Source organism: Nocardiopsis dassonvillei, assembly GCF_964273065.1.
Taxonomy (GTDB): Bacteria; Actinomycetota; Actinomycetes; order Streptosporangiales; family Streptosporangiaceae; genus Nocardiopsis; species Nocardiopsis dassonvillei_B.
On the sequence record NZ_OZ186815.1, the window covers coordinates 506279 to 523540 of the forward strand.

Annotated in this window: 16 protein-coding genes; 4 read left to right on the forward strand and 12 right to left on the reverse strand. The window is 75.2% G+C overall.

Annotated elements, in window-relative coordinates; genetic code table 11:
• Nucleotides 1-3: 3 nt before the first annotated feature.
• Nucleotides 4-1602: an OmpA family protein gene (locus ACSUPR_RS02510; RefSeq protein ID WP_436889178.1), complete on the reverse strand. Its 1599-nt coding sequence runs from the start codon at nucleotides 1600-1602 to the stop codon at nucleotides 4-6.
• An 86-nt stretch (nucleotides 1603-1688) separates the two neighbouring features.
• Nucleotides 1689-4601, reverse strand: a complete 2913-nt coding sequence (locus ACSUPR_RS02515; RefSeq protein ID WP_436889179.1) for a helix-turn-helix transcriptional regulator — start codon at nucleotides 4599-4601, stop codon at nucleotides 1689-1691.
• Between the two features lie 225 nt (nucleotides 4602-4826).
• On the opposite strand from ACSUPR_RS02515, the gene ACSUPR_RS02520 reads away from it, so the two are divergent.
• Nucleotides 4827-5315, forward strand: coding sequence for a DUF1772 domain-containing protein (locus ACSUPR_RS02520; protein ID WP_436889181.1), 489 nt, complete (start codon nucleotides 4827-4829; stop codon nucleotides 5313-5315).
• 224 nt (nucleotides 5316-5539) lie between these two features.
• Here ACSUPR_RS02520 and ACSUPR_RS02525 read toward each other — a convergent pair whose 3' ends face one another.
• From ACSUPR_RS02525 to ACSUPR_RS02555, 7 genes are all read right to left on the reverse strand, one after another.
• Entirely contained in the window at nucleotides 5540-6994 is a 1455-nt protein-coding gene (locus ACSUPR_RS02525) for an FAD-dependent oxidoreductase (protein WP_436889183.1), read from the reverse strand.
• A 97-nt stretch (nucleotides 6995-7091) separates the two neighbouring features.
• Entirely contained in the window at nucleotides 7092-9194 is a 2103-nt protein-coding gene (locus tag ACSUPR_RS02530; RefSeq protein WP_436889185.1) for a molybdopterin oxidoreductase family protein, read from the reverse strand.
• Nucleotides 9191-10588: an MFS transporter gene (locus ACSUPR_RS02535; RefSeq protein ID WP_436889187.1), complete on the reverse strand. Its 1398-nt coding sequence runs from the start codon at nucleotides 10586-10588 to the stop codon at nucleotides 9191-9193. The genes ACSUPR_RS02530 and ACSUPR_RS02535 overlap by 4 nt, the downstream gene beginning before the upstream one ends.
• 188 nt (nucleotides 10589-10776) lie before the next feature.
• The gene (locus ACSUPR_RS02540) at nucleotides 10777-11073 is read right to left on the reverse strand and encodes a hypothetical protein (RefSeq protein WP_436889189.1); all 297 of its coding nucleotides are present in this window, start codon (nucleotides 11071-11073) and stop codon (nucleotides 10777-10779) included.
• A gap of 45 nt (nucleotides 11074-11118) precedes the next feature.
• A complete protein-coding gene (locus tag ACSUPR_RS02545) occupies nucleotides 11119-11280 on the reverse strand; it encodes a hypothetical protein (RefSeq protein WP_436889190.1) in 162 nt (53 codons plus the stop codon).
• Between the two features lie 75 nt (nucleotides 11281-11355).
• Nucleotides 11356-12105 carry a GNAT family N-acetyltransferase gene (locus tag ACSUPR_RS02550; protein WP_436889192.1) on the reverse strand — a complete coding sequence of 250 codons (750 nt, stop codon included), beginning with the start codon at nucleotides 12103-12105 and terminating at the stop codon, nucleotides 11356-11358.
• A gap of 74 nt (nucleotides 12106-12179) precedes the next feature.
• Nucleotides 12180-12647, reverse strand: a complete 468-nt coding sequence (locus tag ACSUPR_RS02555) for an Lrp/AsnC family transcriptional regulator (RefSeq protein WP_436889194.1) — start codon at nucleotides 12645-12647, stop codon at nucleotides 12180-12182.
• Nucleotides 12648-12774: 127 nt separating this feature from the next.
• Here ACSUPR_RS02555 and ACSUPR_RS02560 point away from each other — a divergent pair, with 127 nt between their 5' ends.
• Together ACSUPR_RS02560 and ACSUPR_RS02565 are read left to right on the forward strand one after the other, a co-directional pair.
• A complete protein-coding gene (locus ACSUPR_RS02560; protein WP_436889196.1) occupies nucleotides 12775-13179 on the forward strand; it encodes a DUF2000 domain-containing protein in 405 nt (134 codons plus the stop codon).
• 50 nt (nucleotides 13180-13229) lie between these two features.
• Nucleotides 13230-14222: a GNAT family N-acetyltransferase gene (locus tag ACSUPR_RS02565; RefSeq protein WP_436889198.1), complete on the forward strand. Its 993-nt coding sequence runs from the start codon at nucleotides 13230-13232 to the stop codon at nucleotides 14220-14222.
• A gap of 26 nt (nucleotides 14223-14248) precedes the next feature.
• On the opposite strand, the gene ACSUPR_RS02570 is transcribed toward ACSUPR_RS02565, so the two are convergent.
• Together ACSUPR_RS02570 and ACSUPR_RS02575 are read right to left on the reverse strand one after the other, a co-directional pair.
• Nucleotides 14249-15181: a transposase gene (locus ACSUPR_RS02570; protein WP_436889200.1), complete on the reverse strand. Its 933-nt coding sequence runs from the start codon at nucleotides 15179-15181 to the stop codon at nucleotides 14249-14251.
• A gap of 417 nt (nucleotides 15182-15598) precedes the next feature.
• On the reverse strand, nucleotides 15599-16156 hold the full coding sequence (locus ACSUPR_RS02575; RefSeq protein ID WP_436889202.1) for a hypothetical protein: 558 nt from the start codon (nucleotides 16154-16156) through the stop codon (nucleotides 15599-15601).
• An 80-nt stretch (nucleotides 16157-16236) separates the two neighbouring features.
• Here ACSUPR_RS02575 and ACSUPR_RS02580 point away from each other — a divergent pair, with 80 nt between their 5' ends.
• Nucleotides 16237-16914: an SDR family oxidoreductase gene (locus ACSUPR_RS02580; protein ID WP_436889204.1), complete on the forward strand. Its 678-nt coding sequence runs from the start codon at nucleotides 16237-16239 to the stop codon at nucleotides 16912-16914.
• Nucleotides 16915-16954: 40 nt separating this feature from the next.
• On the opposite strand, the gene ACSUPR_RS02585 is transcribed toward ACSUPR_RS02580, so the two are convergent.
• Entirely contained in the window at nucleotides 16955-17143 is a 189-nt protein-coding gene (locus ACSUPR_RS02585) for a CsbD family protein (protein WP_436889206.1), read from the reverse strand.
• Nucleotides 17144-17262: the final 119 nt, after the last annotated feature.

The window sequence follows — 17262 nt, forward strand, 5'->3', positions numbered from 1 at the left end:
CTCCTAGTGGATCGGGACGCCGGGGATCTCCCCGAACGCCCCCGCGTGCAGGGTCAGCGACTCCACGTCCGGCCCCGGCGCCGGGAACACCGCCAGCGCCAGGTACTCGTCCCCCGGCGCCAGCGTCAGGACCTCGTCCGCGAAGTCCTCGTAGCCGTCCCCGGTGAGGATGCGCACCACGTACCGCGTCGGCCCGCCCGGCTCCAGCAGCCGGAAGCCCCCCAGGGAGCCCTCGGTGACCCGGTCGGGTCCGCCCGGCACCCCCTCCCCCGCTCCCGGGTCCGCCTCCAGGTCCGACAGGGTGGAGTTGCCGAACCCGACCGTCTGGAACAGGTACGCGCCGTCCCGCACCAGCGGGTACACGTTCAGCTCCACGTCGCCGTGCCCGACCGTGGCCACCGCCTCCTGGTCCTCGAAGAACACCGCCGGTTCCGCCACGTGCCGGGCCGCGGAGTCCAGCCCCTCGTCGTCGCCCGCGGCGGCGGTGTCGGGCACCGTGTACACGAACTCCACCCGCCGGTTGCGGGCGCGCGCCTGCTCGTCGTCCTCCCCGCCCTCCTCGGCGAGCGGTTCCCGCGACCCGCGTCCCTGCACCGTGAGGGTGAAGCCCTCGCCCAGCTCCTCGGCGACCAGGTCGCGGACGGCCTCGGCGCGGCGCAGCGACAGCTCCTCGTTACGGGCGTCCGGGCCGCTGCCGTCGGTGTGTCCGACGATGGTGATCTCCCCCGGCCCCGGGTTCTCCCGCAGGGTGAGGGCGGCGCGCCGGATGGTCCCGGCGGCCTCGGCGGTGGGTTCGGCGGCGTCCACGTCGAACATCCGGTCGGCGTGCAGGGAGATGGTCTCCCGGTCCCCGGAGCGGGTGGTGGAGGACTCCGGGGTGTCCACGAAGCTCTCCAGGCCCTGGCGGAACGCGGACACGTCCAGCCCCGGCCCGGGGGCCCGTTCCGGGTAGTGCAGCTCCTCGGGCAGTTCGTCGGCGGTCTGCTCGGCGTACTCGTTGAAGTACTCGTGGACGTCGGGCTCGGGGGCGGGGGCGAACTCGTCCACGTACTCCACCGGCAGGCCCGGCACGTGCCCCAGGCCCGATCCGGTGAAGGTGAGGTGCCCGGCGTCGCGGGAGGGCGCCGGGAAGTACCGGCGGATGGTGGCGGGGACGCCCGGGTGGACGGGGGTGAGGCTGGATCCCTCGGTGAAGTAGGTGCCCAGGGACACGTCGGTCCCGGGGTCCCGGAGGGCGCTCAGCAGCTCGCCGGTGACCGGGTCGAGCAGTCGGACGGGTGCGGTGCGGTCGGTGGCGGTGCCGAAGGTGCGCAGGGGCTCCAGGAGTTCGTGGTCGACCTCGAGCATGAGGAACTCGCCGTTGTTCTGGAGCCTGCGGAAGGTGACCTCCAGCAGGACGTCGCTGCCGCCCTCGATGAACATGCGCCCCCGGCGGGTCAGGGGCAGCTCCTGGTGGGCCGGTTCGGCGGCGCCGGCCGGGGCGGAGGGGGGCGGGTCCTCGGCGGGGTCCCCGCCGCCCGGGCCGGGGATGATGCCGCAGGAGGCCGACAGCAGGCTCAGTGCCGCGGCGGCACAGGTCGTCGCGAGCGCTCGAACGGTCAACGGGTGCGGTCTCCTCGGGGGCGCGCACCGCCGCCGGGCCCGCGGGGGTGCGGGCCGGGGAGGGGGCGGCGTACGGTGCGGGGTTCTCAGTCGGGGGGAGGGGTCAGGTCGCGGCGCGACCGCAGCCCCAGCTTGGACAGGACGTTGGCCACGTGCGTCTCCACAGTACGCGGCGACAGGTGCAGCAGGGCGGCGATCTCCCGGTTGGTGCGGCCGCGTGCGGCCAGGTCGGCGATCTCGCCCTCGCGCGGGGAGAGCCGGCGGTCGTGGTGGGGCCGCCCCGGGGCGGCGGCGGTGCTCACGCCGTGGGAGCGCAGCAGGCGGCGCACCCGGGCCGCGTCCCAGGTGGCGCCCAGCTCCGCGTACTCCTCCAGGGCGGCGCGCAGGGCGGTGACGCCCGCGTCGGCGCCTCCGCCGCGGGGGCAGGCGAAGTGGACGCGGGCGGAGGCCTCGCGGACCTGGGCGGCGTCGTAGGGGCGGGGCATGGCGCGGTAGGCGTCCTCGGCCTCGGCGTACAGCAGCAGCGCCCTGTCGCGGCGGCCGTGGTGGCGGGCCAGGGCGGCCTCCAGGCGCAGCAGTGCGGTGGCGGCGGCCGGGGCGTCGGTGCCGCGCAGCCCCGCGCGCAGACGGGTGCACAGGTCGCGGGCGACGGCGGCGCGCCCGCACTCCGGCAGAGCCTCCATCCCGGGGACCAGGTCGGCGGCCCACACCCAGATGCCCTTGGCCGCGATGAGGGAGACCAGGTCCTCCACGTGCTCCCAGGCGCTGACGGGGTCGCCCTGGGCGATGGCAGTGCGCGCCAGGAGACCGGCGGCGAAGGCCCGCACCGGCACGGTGTACTCGGGCCGGGCCGCCCGGTCGGCGGACGCGGGCGCTTCGGCCTGCGGGGACCCCTCCGCGGCGCCGGGGCGGATGCGGGCCAGCAGTGTGCGCGCCAGGAGCGGATCGCCCTGCGCCAGGGCCAGGGCGGCACGCAGCAGGCCGAGTTCGGCGGTGACCGAGTGCAGGTGGGCCAGGCGGGGCGATTCCCGGTGGAGGTCGACCTCCTCGGCCAGGCCCTGCCAGCGGCCGCGCGTCCAGTCCAGGGTCAGGCGCAGGGCCCGCACGCTCTCGTGGATGTAGGGGGCGTCGTCGGCACCCGACCAGGCGGCGGCGTCATCGAGGTGGCGGTCGGCGCGCTCGTAGTGGCCGAGCATGACGGCGGCGTCGGCGAGGTTGAGCGAGCCCCGGGCGAACTCGCGGCGGCGGGCCAGGGAGTCGGGGGTCGGCGGGGTGCCGTGGGTGCCCGGGTCGGGCAGCTCGACCTTCCAGGCGGCCGGGTCGCCGATCTGGGCGAGCAGGGTGGCGTGGTTGACGGCGACGGTGTGGGCGACGGTGGTGTCGTGGCTGCGGTGGGCGGCGGCCAGGGCCTGCTCCATCCAGCGGCGGTGGGTGTCGACGGGGTCGGGGGTGCTGCGGGGTACGGCCAGCGCGCACATGGCCCGGGCGGCCAGGTCGGGGCGTTCGGCGAGTTCGGCGGCGGCGCGGACCAGTTCGCCGCGCGCGGTGCGGTTCTGGGCGGCCTGGTTGAGCAGGAGCAGGCCCAGTTCCATGCGCAGCTCGCCGCGTTCGGCGGTGGGCAGGCCGGTGGTGGCCAGGACGTCGCGGAGCTGGGCGATGGTGTGCTCGGCGGAGATGCCGGTCAGGGCGGCCCGGCCGAGTTTGAGGGCCAGGTCGCGGCGGCGCCGGGAGGTGAGGTCGGGGCGGGTCAGGGCGTCGCGCAGCAGGGTGACGGCGGCGCAGTCCTCGCCCTGCTCCAGGGCCTGGTCGGCGGCGCGTTCGGCGTGGTCGGTCCATTCGTCGAGCAGCCCCGCCTCGCGGGCGTGGTGGGCCAGCCGGGCGTGGGGCGGTTCGGCCAGGCGGGCCAGGGCCGCCAGGGCGACGCGGTGCAGTCGGCGGCGCTTGCCGTGCGGCAGGGAGGCGTGGCAGACGTGGGCGAGCAGCGGGGTGGCGGGAGCCAGGGTGGCCGGTGCGGTGGGGGTGAGCAGGCCGCTGCGGCAGGCGCGGGACAGGGCCTTGTCCGCGCGGGCGGGGGTGAGCTCGGCGACGTGGGCGAGCAGGGGTTCGGTGGCGGGTTCGGCCAGCACGCAGGCGGCGCGGACCAGGCGGCGGGCGTCGCCGTCCAGGGTGTGCAGGCGGTCCAGGATCCAGTCGCGCAGGGAGGGAGGCACGGGCGGGCGTTCGGGTACCGGCGGTCCGGGGTCGGGGTCTGCCTCGGGGTCGCCGCGGCGGGCGGCGAGGTGGTGCAGGGTCTCCACGGCTGCCAGGGGCAGGCCTGCGGTCCAGGAGTGCAGGCGGTGTGCGTCCTCGGGGGTGGGCGCGGAGCCGGGGAGGGCGTGCTCGGCCAGGGCGAGCAGGTCGCCGGGTGCCAGGGGACCCAGGGCGAGCTCGTGGTGGCCGGTGCCGGGGGGTGTGCGGGCGGCCAGTGCGGCCACCGGGAAGGAGCGGGGCAGGTCCTCGGGCCGGTAGGTGAGGACCAGGGCCAGGTGGGCGGGAAGGCGGGGGGTGAGGTAGGCGAGCAGGGCGCGGGTGGCCTGGTCGGCCCAGTGGACGTCCTCCAGGACCAGGACCGCCGGGCCCAGGGCGTCCAGGAGTTCGGTGAGGGCGCGGTAGAGGCGGTGCCGCCCGGAGGCGGGGTCGGCGGCCGGTTCCGGGGCCGGGGGGAGGCGGTCGGCGTGTTCGGGGAGCAGGGGGCGCAGGGCTCCGCACAGGGGGTTGAGTCGGTCGGGGAGGGGGGCCCGGCGCAGGGCTTCGATGAGCGGCGCGAAGGGGAACGGTTCGGCGCCCGGCGGGCAGTGGCCGGTCAGGACCGCGGTCCCGGGCAGGTCGTGCAGTTCACGGACCAGGCGGGTCTTGCCGGTTCCGGCGGCACCCGCCAGGAGGGTGACGGTCCCGGGGGTGGCCGCCGTGCGCAGTAGCCGTCGTTCCCGCTCGCGCCCCACGAGCGGGGAGGAGCACATTACCCGACGGTATAGTGACTCGGCCCTCCGGAAAAGGGGGGATATCGGTGACATTCCGTGGTCATATTCGTGTAACCGCGAAGAAAGGTGTCTCCGAGGCGGGGGCGCGGGCGGTTCTCCCGGTTCTTACAGGCTTTGAGGACATGGCCGCGGTGGTGCTCACGGGCGTACAATCCGCCCAGGTACTGCGAGCTTCGCGAAAAAAGAGCATGAGGTGGCCGGCTGATGGCGGACATGGTGTACACGGTGGTGCCGGTGCTGTCCGTGGTGTTGACGGGATTGTTCGCGGGCCTGTTCTTCGCTTTCTCGGTCGCGGTGATGCCGGGCCTCGGCCGGGCCGACGACCGCGTCATGATCGAGGCGATGCAGCGCATCAACGTCGCCATCCTCAATCCGTTGTTCGCGGTGGTGTTCATCGGCGCCCCGGTGGTGCTGCTGGGCTCGACACTGCTGCACTGGGCGGCGGGGGACACCGCCGGGGCCTGGTGGGCGGGGGCGGCGCTGGTGCTGCTGGTGGCGGTGCTGGCGGTGACGTTCGCGGTGAACGTGCCGCGCAACAACACCCTGGAGCGGGCCGGGACGGCGGCGCGGCTGGCCGACCCGGCGGCGGTGCGCGGCGACTTCGAGCCGGTGTGGGTGCGCTGGAACCACCTGCGGGCTCTGGCCTCGACCGCGGCCCTGCTGTGCACGGCCCTGGCCTCGGCCGCCGGCTGACCCGGGCCGGGCGCGACTCCCCCGGCGGATCCGCCCCACCGGTCGGCCGGTGCCGACCGGCTCGCCTTCGCGGGGCCGGTCGGTCTGTCCGGGTCACCCGCCGTATCCGGTCCGACGCACACCTGCCGGGGGTGCCCCCGCACCGGAGGCACCCCGAACAGGGCAGGACCGCGGGGACCCCCGCCCGACCGCCCCGGAGAGGGCCGCGGCGGGCGGCGGCCGCCTCAGCTCACCGGGGCCTTGGTGTCCCACCCCGACAGCAGGGCGTTGACGTCGCGCACGCACCCGCCGCAGCCCGTGGTCGCCCGGGTGGCGGCGGCGATCGACTCGCGGGTGCGCGCCCCGTCCAGCCAGGCCTGCTCCAGGTCGTCGCGGGTGACGGCGTTGCACCGGCACACCAGCGGCGAGCCCTTGCCTCCCGACCCCTCCTCATCGGCGGCCGCGGCGGGCAGGGTGCCCTGGAGCAGGGCCAGCCGGTCGGCGGGCACCGGGGCGCCGGAGTCGTGCAGCTGCGACAGCACCGCGGCCGCCTCCGGGAACCCCAGCAGCACCGCCCCCACCAGCCTCTCGGCGCGCACCACCAGCTTGGCGTAGCGGCCCCCGTGCGGGTCGCTGACGGTGAGCATCTCCAGGTCCTCGCCGTCCTTCTCGTCGGTGTGCACCTCGCCGAACGCGGTCAGCTCGATCCCCTCGGCCTTGAGGCGGGTCACCGGCCGCGCCCCGCCGTACTGCGCCTGCGGTTCGGCCCCGGTCAGCCGCCGGGCCAGCACCGACGCCTGCTCCCAGCCGGGCTGGACCAGGCCCGCGCCCCCGCCGGGGTGCTGGGCGCAGTCGCCGATGGCGTGCACGCGCGCGTCGGAGGTGGCCAGGGTGTCGTCCACGAGGATCCCGTGCTCCACCTCGATCCCGGCGTCCTTGGCCAGCTCGATGTTGCCGCGCACCCCCGCGGTCACCACCAGGGCGTCGCCCGGCAGCACCCGGCCGTCGTCCAGCTCCAGGCCGGTGCCGGGGATCCACCGCGAGGCCACCCGCCAGGAGTGCACCCTGATGCCCAGGGCGTCGTAGCGGCGACGCAGGATGTCGGCGGCCGCCCGGTCGATCTGGCGGCGCATGATCCACGGCGAGGACTCCACCACCGACACCCGGGCACCGCGGCTCTGCAGGCCGCGGGCGGCCTCCAGGCCCAGGACGCCGCCGCCCAGCACCACGACGGGTGCGCCCGGGCGCACCAGCGCCAGCAGGCGGCGGCAGTCGTCCAGGTCGCGCAGCGCGCACACGCCCTCCCCCGGGGCGCCGTCCGGGGCCGAGACCCCGGTGACGGGCGGGAACGCGGCGCGGGCCCCGGTGGCCAGGACCAGCTCGTCGTACTCCAGGGAGGTGCCGTCGTCCAGTGCGACCGTGCGCGCCGCGGCGTCCAGGGAGACGGCGGACAGACCGGTGCGCACGGTGACGCCCGGGGTGTCCGGGACGGGCAGCCGGATCTGCTCGGCGGTGTACTCGCCCGCCACCAGGCCCGACAGCAGGACCCGGTTGTAGGCGGGGTGGTGTTCGGCCCCCACCACGGTCACGTCGACGCGTTCGCCCGCCGGGTCCAGGCGGGCGACCTCCTCGGCGAAGCGGGCGCCGACCATTCCGTTGCCGACGACCACGATCCGGCGTGCACCCTGCACGGTGTTCAACTGCTGCCTCCTACGGGGTGGGGTGTCGCGCCGGACGGCGTCGGCCGGGCGGGGACGGGCACGGGGCGTACGCCGCGCGTGCTCGGGGCCTGCGGGGTCATGGGGCGGATTCCGGCGCGGCCCGCTCCAGCGGGGCGGGCTCCAGGCGCACGGTGCTCACCTTGAACTCGGGCATGCGGCTGACCGGGTCCAGGGCCGGGTTGGTGAGGTTGTTGGCGGCCTGCTCCCCGGCGTAGTGGAAGGGCAGGAAGAGGGTGTCGCGGCGGGCGGTGGGCTCCAGGCGCACCCGGGCACGGGTGGTGCCCCGGCGGGAGGTGACCAGCGCCGGGTCCCCCTCGCCCAGGCCGGCGCGGGCCGCGGTGTCGGGGTGGACCTCCACGTACACCTCCGGTTCGGCCGCGGCCAGCTCCGGCACCCGGCGGGTCTGGGCTCCGGACTGGTAGTGGCCCATCAGCCGCCCGGTGGTGGCGATGAGCGGGTAGGCCTCGTCGGCGGCCTCCGCGGGCGGGCGGTGGGCGACCGCGACCATACGGGCCCGCCCGTCGGGATGGGCGAAGGAGTCCAGGAACAGGCGCGGGGTGGGTTCGGCACCGGCCCGCACCGGCCAGTACAGGGCCTCTCCGGCGGCCAGCCGCTCGGGGGTGACCCCGGAGTAGTCGGCCGGGGCCCCGGCGGTGGCCCGCCCCAGTTCGGCCAGCACGGTGTCGGGGTCGGTGGGGAACCGGTCGGCGGGCTGGCCCAGCCGCACCGCCAGCCCCGCCAGCACCTCCAGGTCGGTGCGCACCCCCTCGGGCGGGGCGAAGGCGCGGCTGCGGCGCAGAACCCGGCCCTCCAGGTTGGTCATGGTGCCCGACTCCTCCGCCCACTGGGCGACCGGCAGCACCACGTCGCCCAGGGCGGCGGTCTCCGAGAGCACGAAGTCGGCGGTGACCAGCAGGTCCAGGGAGCCCAGCCGGGAGCGGACCCGGGCGCTGTCGGGGGCCGACACCACCGGGTTGGAGCCGAACAGCAGCAGGGCGCGGGCCCCGCCGCCCTCCCCCAGGGAGTCCAGCAGCTCGAACGCGGAGAGGCCCGGCCCGGGAAGGGAGGCGGGGTCCACCCCCCACACGGCGGCCACGTCGGCGCGGGCGGCGGGGTCGTCGATGCGGCGGTAGCCGGGCAGCTGGTCGGCCTTCTGGCCGTGCTCGCGCCCGCCCTGGCCGTTGCCCTGGCCGGTGATGCACCCGTACCCCGACCCCCGGCGGCCGGGCAGGCCCAGGGCCAGGGCCAGGTTGATCCAGGCGGTCACGGTGTCGGTGCCCTTGGCGTGCTGTTCGCTGCCGCGGCCGGTGAGGATGTAGGCGGAGCCGGCGCGGGCGGCGGCGCCCAGCACGTCGGCGGCCTCGCGCAGGTGCGCGGCGGGCACCCCGGTGACCTGTTCGGTGCGCTCGGGCCACCAGGCGGCGGCGTGCGCCCACGCGTCGTCGAACCCGGTGGTGCGCCCGTCCAGGTAGTCGCGGTCGATCCAGCCGCGCACCCCGGCCAGGTGCAGCAGCCCCAGGGCCAGCGCCAGGTCGGTGCCCGGGCGCGGGGCCAGGTGCAGGCCGCCGTTGTCCAGGGCCACCCGGGCGGTGGCCGAACGGCGCGGGTCCACGACGATCAGGCGCGGCGCCGACAGATGGCCCATCATCGGCGGCATGGTCTCGGCCGGGTTGGCGCCCGCCAGCAGGACGACCTCGGCGGCGCCGACGTCGGTGAGCGGGAACGGCATCCCGCGGTCCAGGCCGAACGCCCGGTTCCCGGCGGCGGCCGCCGAGGACATGCAGAACCGGCCGTTGTAGTCGATCTGGGAGGTCCCCAGGGCCAGGCGGGCGAACTTGCCCAGGGTGTAGGACTTCTCGTTGGTCAGCCCCCCGCTGCCGAACACGGCCACGGCGTCGGGGCCGTGCTCGGCGCGCAGCGCCAGCAGGCGCTCGGCGATGTGGTCCAGGGCGGTGTCCCAGTCGACCTCGGTGAACCCCCCGCCGCGGTCCTTGCGCAGCAGGGGGCGGGTGAGGCGGTCGGGGACCCCCAGGACCTCGGCGGAGGTCCACCCCTTGCGGCACAGCCCGCCACGGTTGGTGGGGAAGGGGGCCGGGCGGGCGGCGGGACGGCCGTCCGGTCCGGTCTCCAGGTGCATGGCGCACTGCAGCGCGCAGTAGGGGCAGTGGGTGGTGGTCATCGCTGAGCGGGCTCCACGGCGTCGGCGGTGCGGGTGGTGTCGGTGGCGGCGGTGCGGGGGCGGCGCAGGTACACGACCCGGGTGACGACCGCGCACAGCAGGTAGAACAGGCCGAACGCGGCGAACGCGGGGGCGGTGGTGCCGAACGCCGCGAACGACTCGCGAAAGCCCACGTTGATGCCGACCCCGCCCAGGGCGCCGACCGCCCCGATCAGGCCCAGCATGGAGGAGGAGATCCGCTTGGTGCGGGCCAGCGCCTCCTCGCGGGGCTCGCCGGCGGCGATGGCGTCCTCGGCCTTGGCCGCGTAGATGGACGGGATCATCTTGTAGGTGGACCCGTTGCCCAGGCCGGTGAGGGTGAACATCACCGCGAACGCGCCGATGAACAGGGCCAGCTGGGCGGCCTGCACGGCCAGGACCAGGACCCCGGCGCACACCGCCATCGCGCAGAACACCCACAGGGTGACGCGGGCGCCGCCCAGGGTGTCGGCCAGTCGGCCGCCCACCGGGCGGATCAGCGAACCGATGATCGGACCCAGCACCGCCACGCCCGCGGCCTGCACCGGGGCCAGCCCGAACTGGGACTGCAGCAGCAGCCCGAACGCGAACCCGGTGCCGATGAACGAACCGAACGTGCCGATGTACAGCAGCGACATGATCCAGAAGTGGCGGTCGCCGGTGGCGGCCAGCTGGCCGCGCACGTCGCTGCGCACCTGGGTGAGGTTGTTCATGGACCGCCACGACCACACCAGGGCCAGCAGGATCAGCGGCACGTAGAACAGCGGCACCAGGTACCCGGCGGAGGCGGTGAACAGGGCGATGACGGCCAGGCCCACGAGCTGGACGGTGGCGACGCCGATGTTGCCGCCCCCGGCGTTGAGGCCCAGCGCCCACCCCTTCTCCTTCTCGGGGAAGTAGGCGTTGATGTTGGCCATGGAGGAGGAGAAGTTGCCGCCGCCCAGGCCGGCGGTGGCGGCCAGCAGCACGAGCAGCCAGAACGGGGTGTCGGGGCTGCGGATGAGGAAGAAGGCGGCGGCCGTCGGGATGAGCAGCAGCGCGGTGGACACCAGGGTCCAGTTGCGCCCGCCGAAGGCCGGGACGGCCAGGGTGTAGGGGACGCGCAGGACGGCGCCGACCAGGGTCACCACCGACAGCAGGAGGAACTTCTGCTCCGGGGTGGCGGCGAACCCGTTCTCCGGGATCATGAACAGCACGAGCACCGACCAGAGGCTCCAGACGGAGAAGCCGATGTGCTCGGAGAGGATGGAGGCCCACAGGTTGCGGCGGGCCACGGTACGGCCCCGGCCGTTCCAGAAGGTCTCGTCCTCGGGGTCCCAGTGGGAGATCCAGCTCTTGCCCGTGCGCGGTGCGCGGCGGCCTGTCTCGGGGGTCACGACCGGGCCTTCCTGTTCGGTGGCGGCTGACGTTACCGAAGGTAGGAAGGCCGCGTTGCCTGGACATGTCGGGCCGTAACACAGGGGAAACAGTGGGCTCACCCGCGGGCCGCGGCCGCGGTGAGAACCCCTGTCAGCGCAGGTGAGCGGTGGCATCGAAGGATCGGGTGTGGCCTTCGACACCTCTTTCACCGCTTCCAGCGGACCTGGGCGGACTCCCGCCACAGCGACAGCGCGCGCCCGTCGCCGGAGAACACCCCGGGGCCGGGCTCGGCGCGGTTCCACAGTATGAGGTAGAGGTCTGCGGCGGGGGCGCGCAGGACGGCTCCGGCGTCCCCGCGGGCCACGGCCGCGACCGGCGGGCTCAGGGCCGTGGCCCGGCGGTGGGCGGTGGGCGTGGCGGCTGGCGCGCCGTGGCCTTCGCGGAACCAGGACGGCAGGCGGCCCCCGGGGGTCGGGGCGTCGATGCACCGAGGGGTGTCCATACCGACATCATGGCGGGTGCGCCGCCGGGGGCGGAACGCGGGGACTCAGGAGCCGGAGCCCCGGGTACGCGAGGAGGCCGCACCGAAGGCCAGGCCCATCGCCACGCCCAGGGCGATCCCCAGGGCGATGCTGTCGAAGAGCATGCCGAAGACGATGGCGAAGGCCACGGCGAGCGGCAGGGAGAAGGCGGCGTTCTTCGCGGTCATGCGGACCTCCACGGTGCGGGTTCCCTCCTGGGACGCGCCCGGTTCCTCCCCGGTTCCTTCCCGGTTCCGCCGGTCTCAGGGGAGGCGCGGGTGCAGGCGGACACTGAGCTGGGCGCCCAGGAAGCGGTAGCCCAGCCCGGCGGCCACCGCCTTCGACCGCGACGGGCGGGCCCGCCACTGCGGGAGCAGCCCCTCCCCCAGGGCCCGTGCGGTGGCCGCCGAGGCCACGAACCGGGCCAGGCCGCGACCGCGCAGCCCGGGGTCGGTGAGCACGCCCAGGTGGGCCGTGTCCTCGGCCCAGCGGCCGTACCCGGCGGCGGCCACCACGCGGCCGCCCTCCTCGACGGCCGACACGGGAGCGTCCATGTCCGCCAGACCGCTCTCCCCGGCCTCTTCGGAGCCCGTCCGGTCCAGCAGGGCGGCCAGGCGTGCGTCGCCGGGGTCGATGGTGGCCACCGGCACGCCCTCGTCGGCGGCCTCCCTCAGGGCGGCGGCGTCCACGTAGGCCAGCGAGGCCGGACCCAGCACCTCCGCCACGGCGAGCGCCCCGGTGCGCTCCAGGGCGCGGCCCACGGCTTCGGGGTCGGTGTGCTCCTTCGGGGCCAGGGTGGCCAGCGCGGAGCGCAGAGCGTCTGCGGCGCGGGCGTCGGGGGCGGTCGCCAGCGTGGCCTCCCCCAGGCGGACGATGCCGCACCAGCCGTCCGGGCACAGCCCCGATCCCTCGACGGCGGCCACCGTCAGCGGCGGGGTGAGGGGGACCGGGGTGCCGCGGGGGCCGGCCACGGCGGCCCAGCGCTCCATGGCCCGCTCGGCGAGGTCGCTCAACGGAACTCCTTGTCGTGGGTGGTCCCACCCTGCCCGCCCCCGGGCGCCCCCCGCACCCCCTTTTTCCGGCCGGCTCAGCCCGCTCCGGGCTCCAGAGGCTCGGCCACCGTCTTCAGGACGCTGTCGTAGATGATCTGGCTGCGAAAGCCCGCCACCTCACGGCGCTCGGTGAGCCGGTCGATGAGGAAGGAGTGCAGCGCGTCCAGCGACGGCGCCGACACGTGCACCAGGAAGTCGTGCTCCCCCGCGACCACGTACACCGCCGACACCTCCGGCAGGGCGTGCATCGCGGCTTTGAAGCCCTCGATGGCCCGGCGGCTGGGCGGGCGCAGCTGCACCGACACGAAGGCCTGCACCCGTCGGCCCAGCGCGTCCGGGTCGATGTCGGCGTGGTAGCCGCGGATGACCCCGCGGCGCTGCAGCAGGCGCACCCGCTCCAGGCAGGTGGAGGGCGCCACCCCCAGCCGGGCGGCCAGCGCCCGGTTCGTCTGCCGTGCATCGCGCTGGAGTTCGCGCACGATCGCCGAATCAAGTTCGTCCACGGATCGTCTCCCGCTCCTCGTTTCGAATGATGTTCGGCATTCGACCATTACTCCCGCTCTGTTGTCTAGCGTGAGGCAGGCACACCATTCGAATGAACGGAATACGGAAGCGAGGCGGACCATGGCAATGGCCGACAAGATCGTCGTCGTGCTGCACGAGGACCTGCCGCCCGGGCAGGCGGCCAACGCGGGCGCGGTGCTCGGGCTCGCGCTGGGCGGCAGGCTGGAGCACTCGGTGGCGGCCGACGGCAAGGATGCGGGCGGGCGGGTGCACGCCGGCCTCAACCCGCACCCGGTCCCCACCCTGACGGCCGACGGGGAGACGCTGCGCGAGATCAAGGAGGAGGCCGAGGACCGGGGGCTGCTGGTGGTCGGGTTCAACGAGGTGGCGCGCTGCTCACGCGACTACGTCGCCTACCTGGAGGCCCTCGCCGACACCGCGCCGGAGGAGGTGGAGTACACGGGCCTGGCCCTCATGGGGGCGCGGGGAGAGGTCAACCGGCTCACCAAACGGCTGCGACTGCTGCGCTGACCCGGCGTCCGTCCGGGACAGGAGTGGGGCCGGTGTGAAACGGTGGACGTGTGAGTCCTGTGGTGGAGGTCTTCGATCCCGTCACGGCCGCCCCCGCCGACCTGGCGGCCTGGAGCGCGGTCCACGTGGCGGGGCGACGCGAACTGTCCGGCAGCTCCCCCGAGGCCGAGGAGCTGGCCGAGCGGCTGGGGCGGGGGCACGGCGGCCGGGCCTGGCGGTGGGCGGGCCGGCTGAGCGGGCAGGGGCCGATCGTGGGCACCGCCGAGCTGCGGCGCCAGCCCCACGACGAGGGCATCGGGTTCCTGCGCCTGTTCGTGGACGCGCCCGCGCGCCGCAACGGCCTGGGCGCCCGGCTGCGCTCCGCGGCCGCCGAACAGGCGCGGGCCGAGGGCATGACCCGGTTGCAGAGCACCGTCCTGGCCGGACGCGCCGGGGAGGCGTTCGCGCGCACCAGCCCGCACCTGCGCACCCTGCTGCACCTGGAGCTGCAGGTGCAGACCTTCGACGAGGAGACCCTCCGGCTCTGCTGGCGGCTGGCGTCCTCACCCCGGCGCGGGTACCGGATCACCCACTGGGTGGGGTCGGCGCCCGCGCCGCTGCTGGTGTCGTTCGGGCGGGTGATGGACCACCTGCTGGACGCCCCCGGCGCCGTCTTCCAGGAGGAGCCGCGCCGGTGGGGGCCCGACGACGTGCGCGCCTGGGAGCGGCGGATGACCGACGACGGTTCGCGCCTGCTGGTGGGCGCGGTCATCGACCGCACCTCCGACCAGGTGGTGGCGGCCACGGTGTGCACGGTGAGCCGGGGCCCGGTCGCCGACCAGCACGACACCGCCGTGCTGCCCGCCCACCGGCGGCGCGGGCTGGCCAGCCGGGTCAAGGCCACCCAGACGCTGCGGGTGCACGAGAACTTCCCGCACGTGCAGGCGATGGCGGTGACCCTGAACCGGGAGAACAGCGCGATGCGCGAGGTCAACCGGTTGCTGGGCTACCGTACGACCGCCGAGCGCCTGCTCGTGGAGGACGACCTCACCTCAGAGGCCTAGATCGTTGATGGGAAAATGTGTCCTGGTCAGTGGTCGTAAGCGATCAGCGACCGCTTGACCGGGGCACCCACCAACCAGTTGTGCCAGATCGCCGCGTTCAGCGCCAGGATGCGCTGGCACACCCTGGCCCACAACCCCTCAGCGGTGCGAGCCCCGTGCCGCTCCAGACCGAGCTGGTTCTTCAACGTCCAGATGATCGCCTCCACCCGCTGGCGCAACCACCCCGGGAACGGGCGGGCCGGCTCGTCCTTGCGGGCCGGCCGCACCAGCACATGGCCGGCCCCGGCCATGGCCCTCTCGATCCCGGCCCCGGCGAACCCCTTGTCGCAGACCACCACCACCGGCCCACCCCCACCCCCGCCCTCTTCCTTCACCTCGGGAGTGGGGGTGGGGCCGGTCGCCTGGTGGGCGACCAGGTGCAGGGCCTGCTTGCGCTCGTCCAGCTCCTTGGGGTTGGCCAGGGAGAAGGACACCACCGTCCCGTCGGTGGTGGTGATCAGCATCAGCTTGGACCCCCAGTAGAACCGGTGGTGGGAGGCATCGCGCCCGTATCCGTACACCTCGCCCAGACCGGAGCGGTGCACGGTGGTGCGCGAGGCCCCGCACGGGACGGGGGTGCCGTCCATCAACCGGAGGTTGTCCCACCAGGTGGGGGTGTGGCGGGCCAGCCAGCCGATGGCGGTGAACATGACCGGGGCCAGGCGCATCAGGTGCCCGGTGTACTCGGACTGGCCGGGCAGGCGGCCGAAGAGATGGCCGATGAGCTTGGGGGCCAGGCGCAGCCAGCGGCGTTGGTCGTCGCAGCGCAGGAGTACCTGGGCGACGGCGACGCAGAGGAGTTCGGCGTCGGTGAGCAGGGGCGGGCGCCCGGGGCCGGTGCGGTGTTTCGCGGAAGGGATCACGTCGTCGTCCAGATGGACGTAGAGTGCTGTCAGAAGGGCGTCAAGGTCAGTCTTCACACACCGATTCTTGACGCCCTTCGCCGTGCCCGCAGGCGTTTCAGAGGTTTCCCATCAACGATCTAGGGTCTGTTTTTCGAGTGCCGTCCTGTTCCGCGGGGGTGTGTGAGGCGCCGGCGGGGTTCTGCAGGCCCGGAGGGGATGTCCGGGGAACGGGGGCGTTCCCGTGGGGCCGGGGGTTCCCGCCTTCCGGGGGCGCCGAACGCGAACCGAAGCGGAGCGGAGGTTCAAAAGAACACGGCCTGGCGCGGCGGGGCCGTGTGTCCGGTACGCCGGCCACGGGCCGCGGGGGGCCGGGGTCGCGCGGGTGCGTGCAGGAGGGGCCGCGCCGCGCCCACGGACATCCCGGTGCGCTCCCGGAAGAGACCTCCTCGACCGGCAGGACGCGGACCGGTGAGGCGCCGTAGCGGTGGCCGCTCACCGGGAGGCGGTGAGGCGGATGAGCTCGTCGAGGGAGGCCACCCGCTCGACCTCGGCGTCGGTGAGCTTGTCGATGAGGCGGCGGTGGGCCTGCGCCCGGGCGGTGGAGGGCATGCGGCCCGCGTACACCTCGGGCAGGGCGAGCTCCATCCCGCACACCGCGCGCGGCGGGTACCGGTGCGGGTGGCGGGCCACCGACCAGGCCACCCGGACCGCGTGCTCGTTGCGCGGCGGAACGTTCGGCCGGTCGATCTCGCGGGCGGCGTAGCGGTTGCCGTCGGCCAGGTCGCAGGGGGCGCAGCCGCGCTCCCCCGACCCCAGGGGTGCGGCGCAGTCGGGGCAGGTGAGCAGGTCCAGGGCGGCGTCCACGACCCGCCACTCGAACCGGTCCGGGGCCTCGGCGACCAGCCCGGCCAGGTCGCGCTCGGCCGGGGTGCCCGGGTCGGTGTGCCACTCGGCGAGGGTGCGGGCCCAGGCCCGGTCGGCCTCGGCGGCGATGTCCGCCACCGCCCGGGCCAGGGCGGGGCTGCGCCAGCGGGTACGGGTGATGTCCACCGTCGCACCGTAGCCCGTGGACGAGGGCCCGGGCCAGGGGTTTTCCCGGTCCCCGCCACGGGTGTGGGAGTATCCCGCCCATGGCGGACTGCGTGGTGACCGGGGCGACCGGCGGTATCGGCTCGGCCGTGGTGGAGGCGCTGTCCGCACGCGGCGACCGGGTGGTCGCCCTGGGCCGGGATCCCGGTCGGCTGGCCGCCCTGGCGGCGCTGCCCGGGGTGGAGGCGGTCGCCGTGGACCTGCGCGGGCCCGCGGGACCGGCCGTCGCGCTGGAGGGCGTCGCGGGTCCGGACGCCCTGGTGCACTGCGCCGGGATCGCCCCCGTCGCCGCGGTGGCCGACTCCTCCGCCGCGCTGTGGGAGGAGGTGCTGGCAGTGAACCTGGTGGCCGCCGCCGAGCTGACCCGGCTGGCGCTGCCCGCGCTGCGGGCCCGGCGCGGCCACGTCGTGTTCGTCAACGCCGCCCCCGACCTGCGCGGGGTGCCCGGCTGGTCGGCGTACACCGCGGCCAAGGCGGGGTTGCGCGGGTTCGCCGACGCGCTGCGCGCGGAGGAGGCGGGCCGCGGGGTGCGGGTGACGAGCGTGTACCCGGCGGGGACCGCCACCGAGCTGCTGCGGCGCACCCGGGCGGCGTTCGGGCGCGGCTACGACCCGGACGCGTGCATCCGGCCGGCGACGGTGGCCGCCGCGGTGTGCGGCGCTCTGGCGCTGCCGCCGGACGCCCAGGTCGGCGAGATCACGCTGCGTCCGGGCGGCTGAGCGGCCCCGCCCGTTCCCGGGCGGGGCCGCTCGCGCGTACTCAGCGGTTCTTGTCGTCGGAGGTGAAGACGTCCTTCACCTTCTCGCCGGCCTGCTTGAGCTTGGCCTTGTTCTGCTCGACCTTGCCCTCGGACTCCTGCTCCCGGTTGCCGGTGGCCTTCCCGAGCTCCTCCTTGGCCTTGCCCCGGACCTCGTCGAACTTGTTCGGGCCCTTGCGGTCCTCGGCCATGGCGGCCTCCTCGTGTGCTCTCGGCTGCGGTCCTGTGGCACTACTGACCGTTTTGCGAATTTTCATGCGTCCCGGGGAGCGCCGCCCGGAGGCGGAACCGACACTCCGGGTCGGTACCC

Coding starts and splice junctions, on each gene's coding strand:
- ACSUPR_RS02540 (WP_436889189.1), bottom strand. CDS start 11,073: ATGGACACCCCTCGGTGCATCGACGCCCCGACCCCCGGGGGCCGCCTG.
- ACSUPR_RS02560 (WP_436889196.1), top strand. CDS start 12,775: ATGGCCGACAAGATCGTCGTCGTGCTGCACGAGGACCTGCCGCCCGGG.
- ACSUPR_RS02585 (WP_436889206.1), bottom strand. CDS start 17,143: ATGGCCGAGGACCGCAAGGGCCCGAACAAGTTCGACGAGGTCCGGGGC.
- ACSUPR_RS02515 (WP_436889179.1), bottom strand. CDS start 4,601: ATGTGCTCCTCCCCGCTCGTGGGGCGCGAGCGGGAACGACGGCTACTG.
- ACSUPR_RS02530 (WP_436889185.1), bottom strand. CDS start 9,194: ATGACCACCACCCACTGCCCCTACTGCGCGCTGCAGTGCGCCATGCAC.
- ACSUPR_RS02520 (WP_436889181.1), top strand. CDS start 4,827: ATGGCGGACATGGTGTACACGGTGGTGCCGGTGCTGTCCGTGGTGTTG.
- ACSUPR_RS02580 (WP_436889204.1), top strand. CDS start 16,237: ATGGCGGACTGCGTGGTGACCGGGGCGACCGGCGGTATCGGCTCGGCC.
- ACSUPR_RS02545 (WP_436889190.1), bottom strand. CDS start 11,280: ATGACCGCGAAGAACGCCGCCTTCTCCCTGCCGCTCGCCGTGGCCTTC.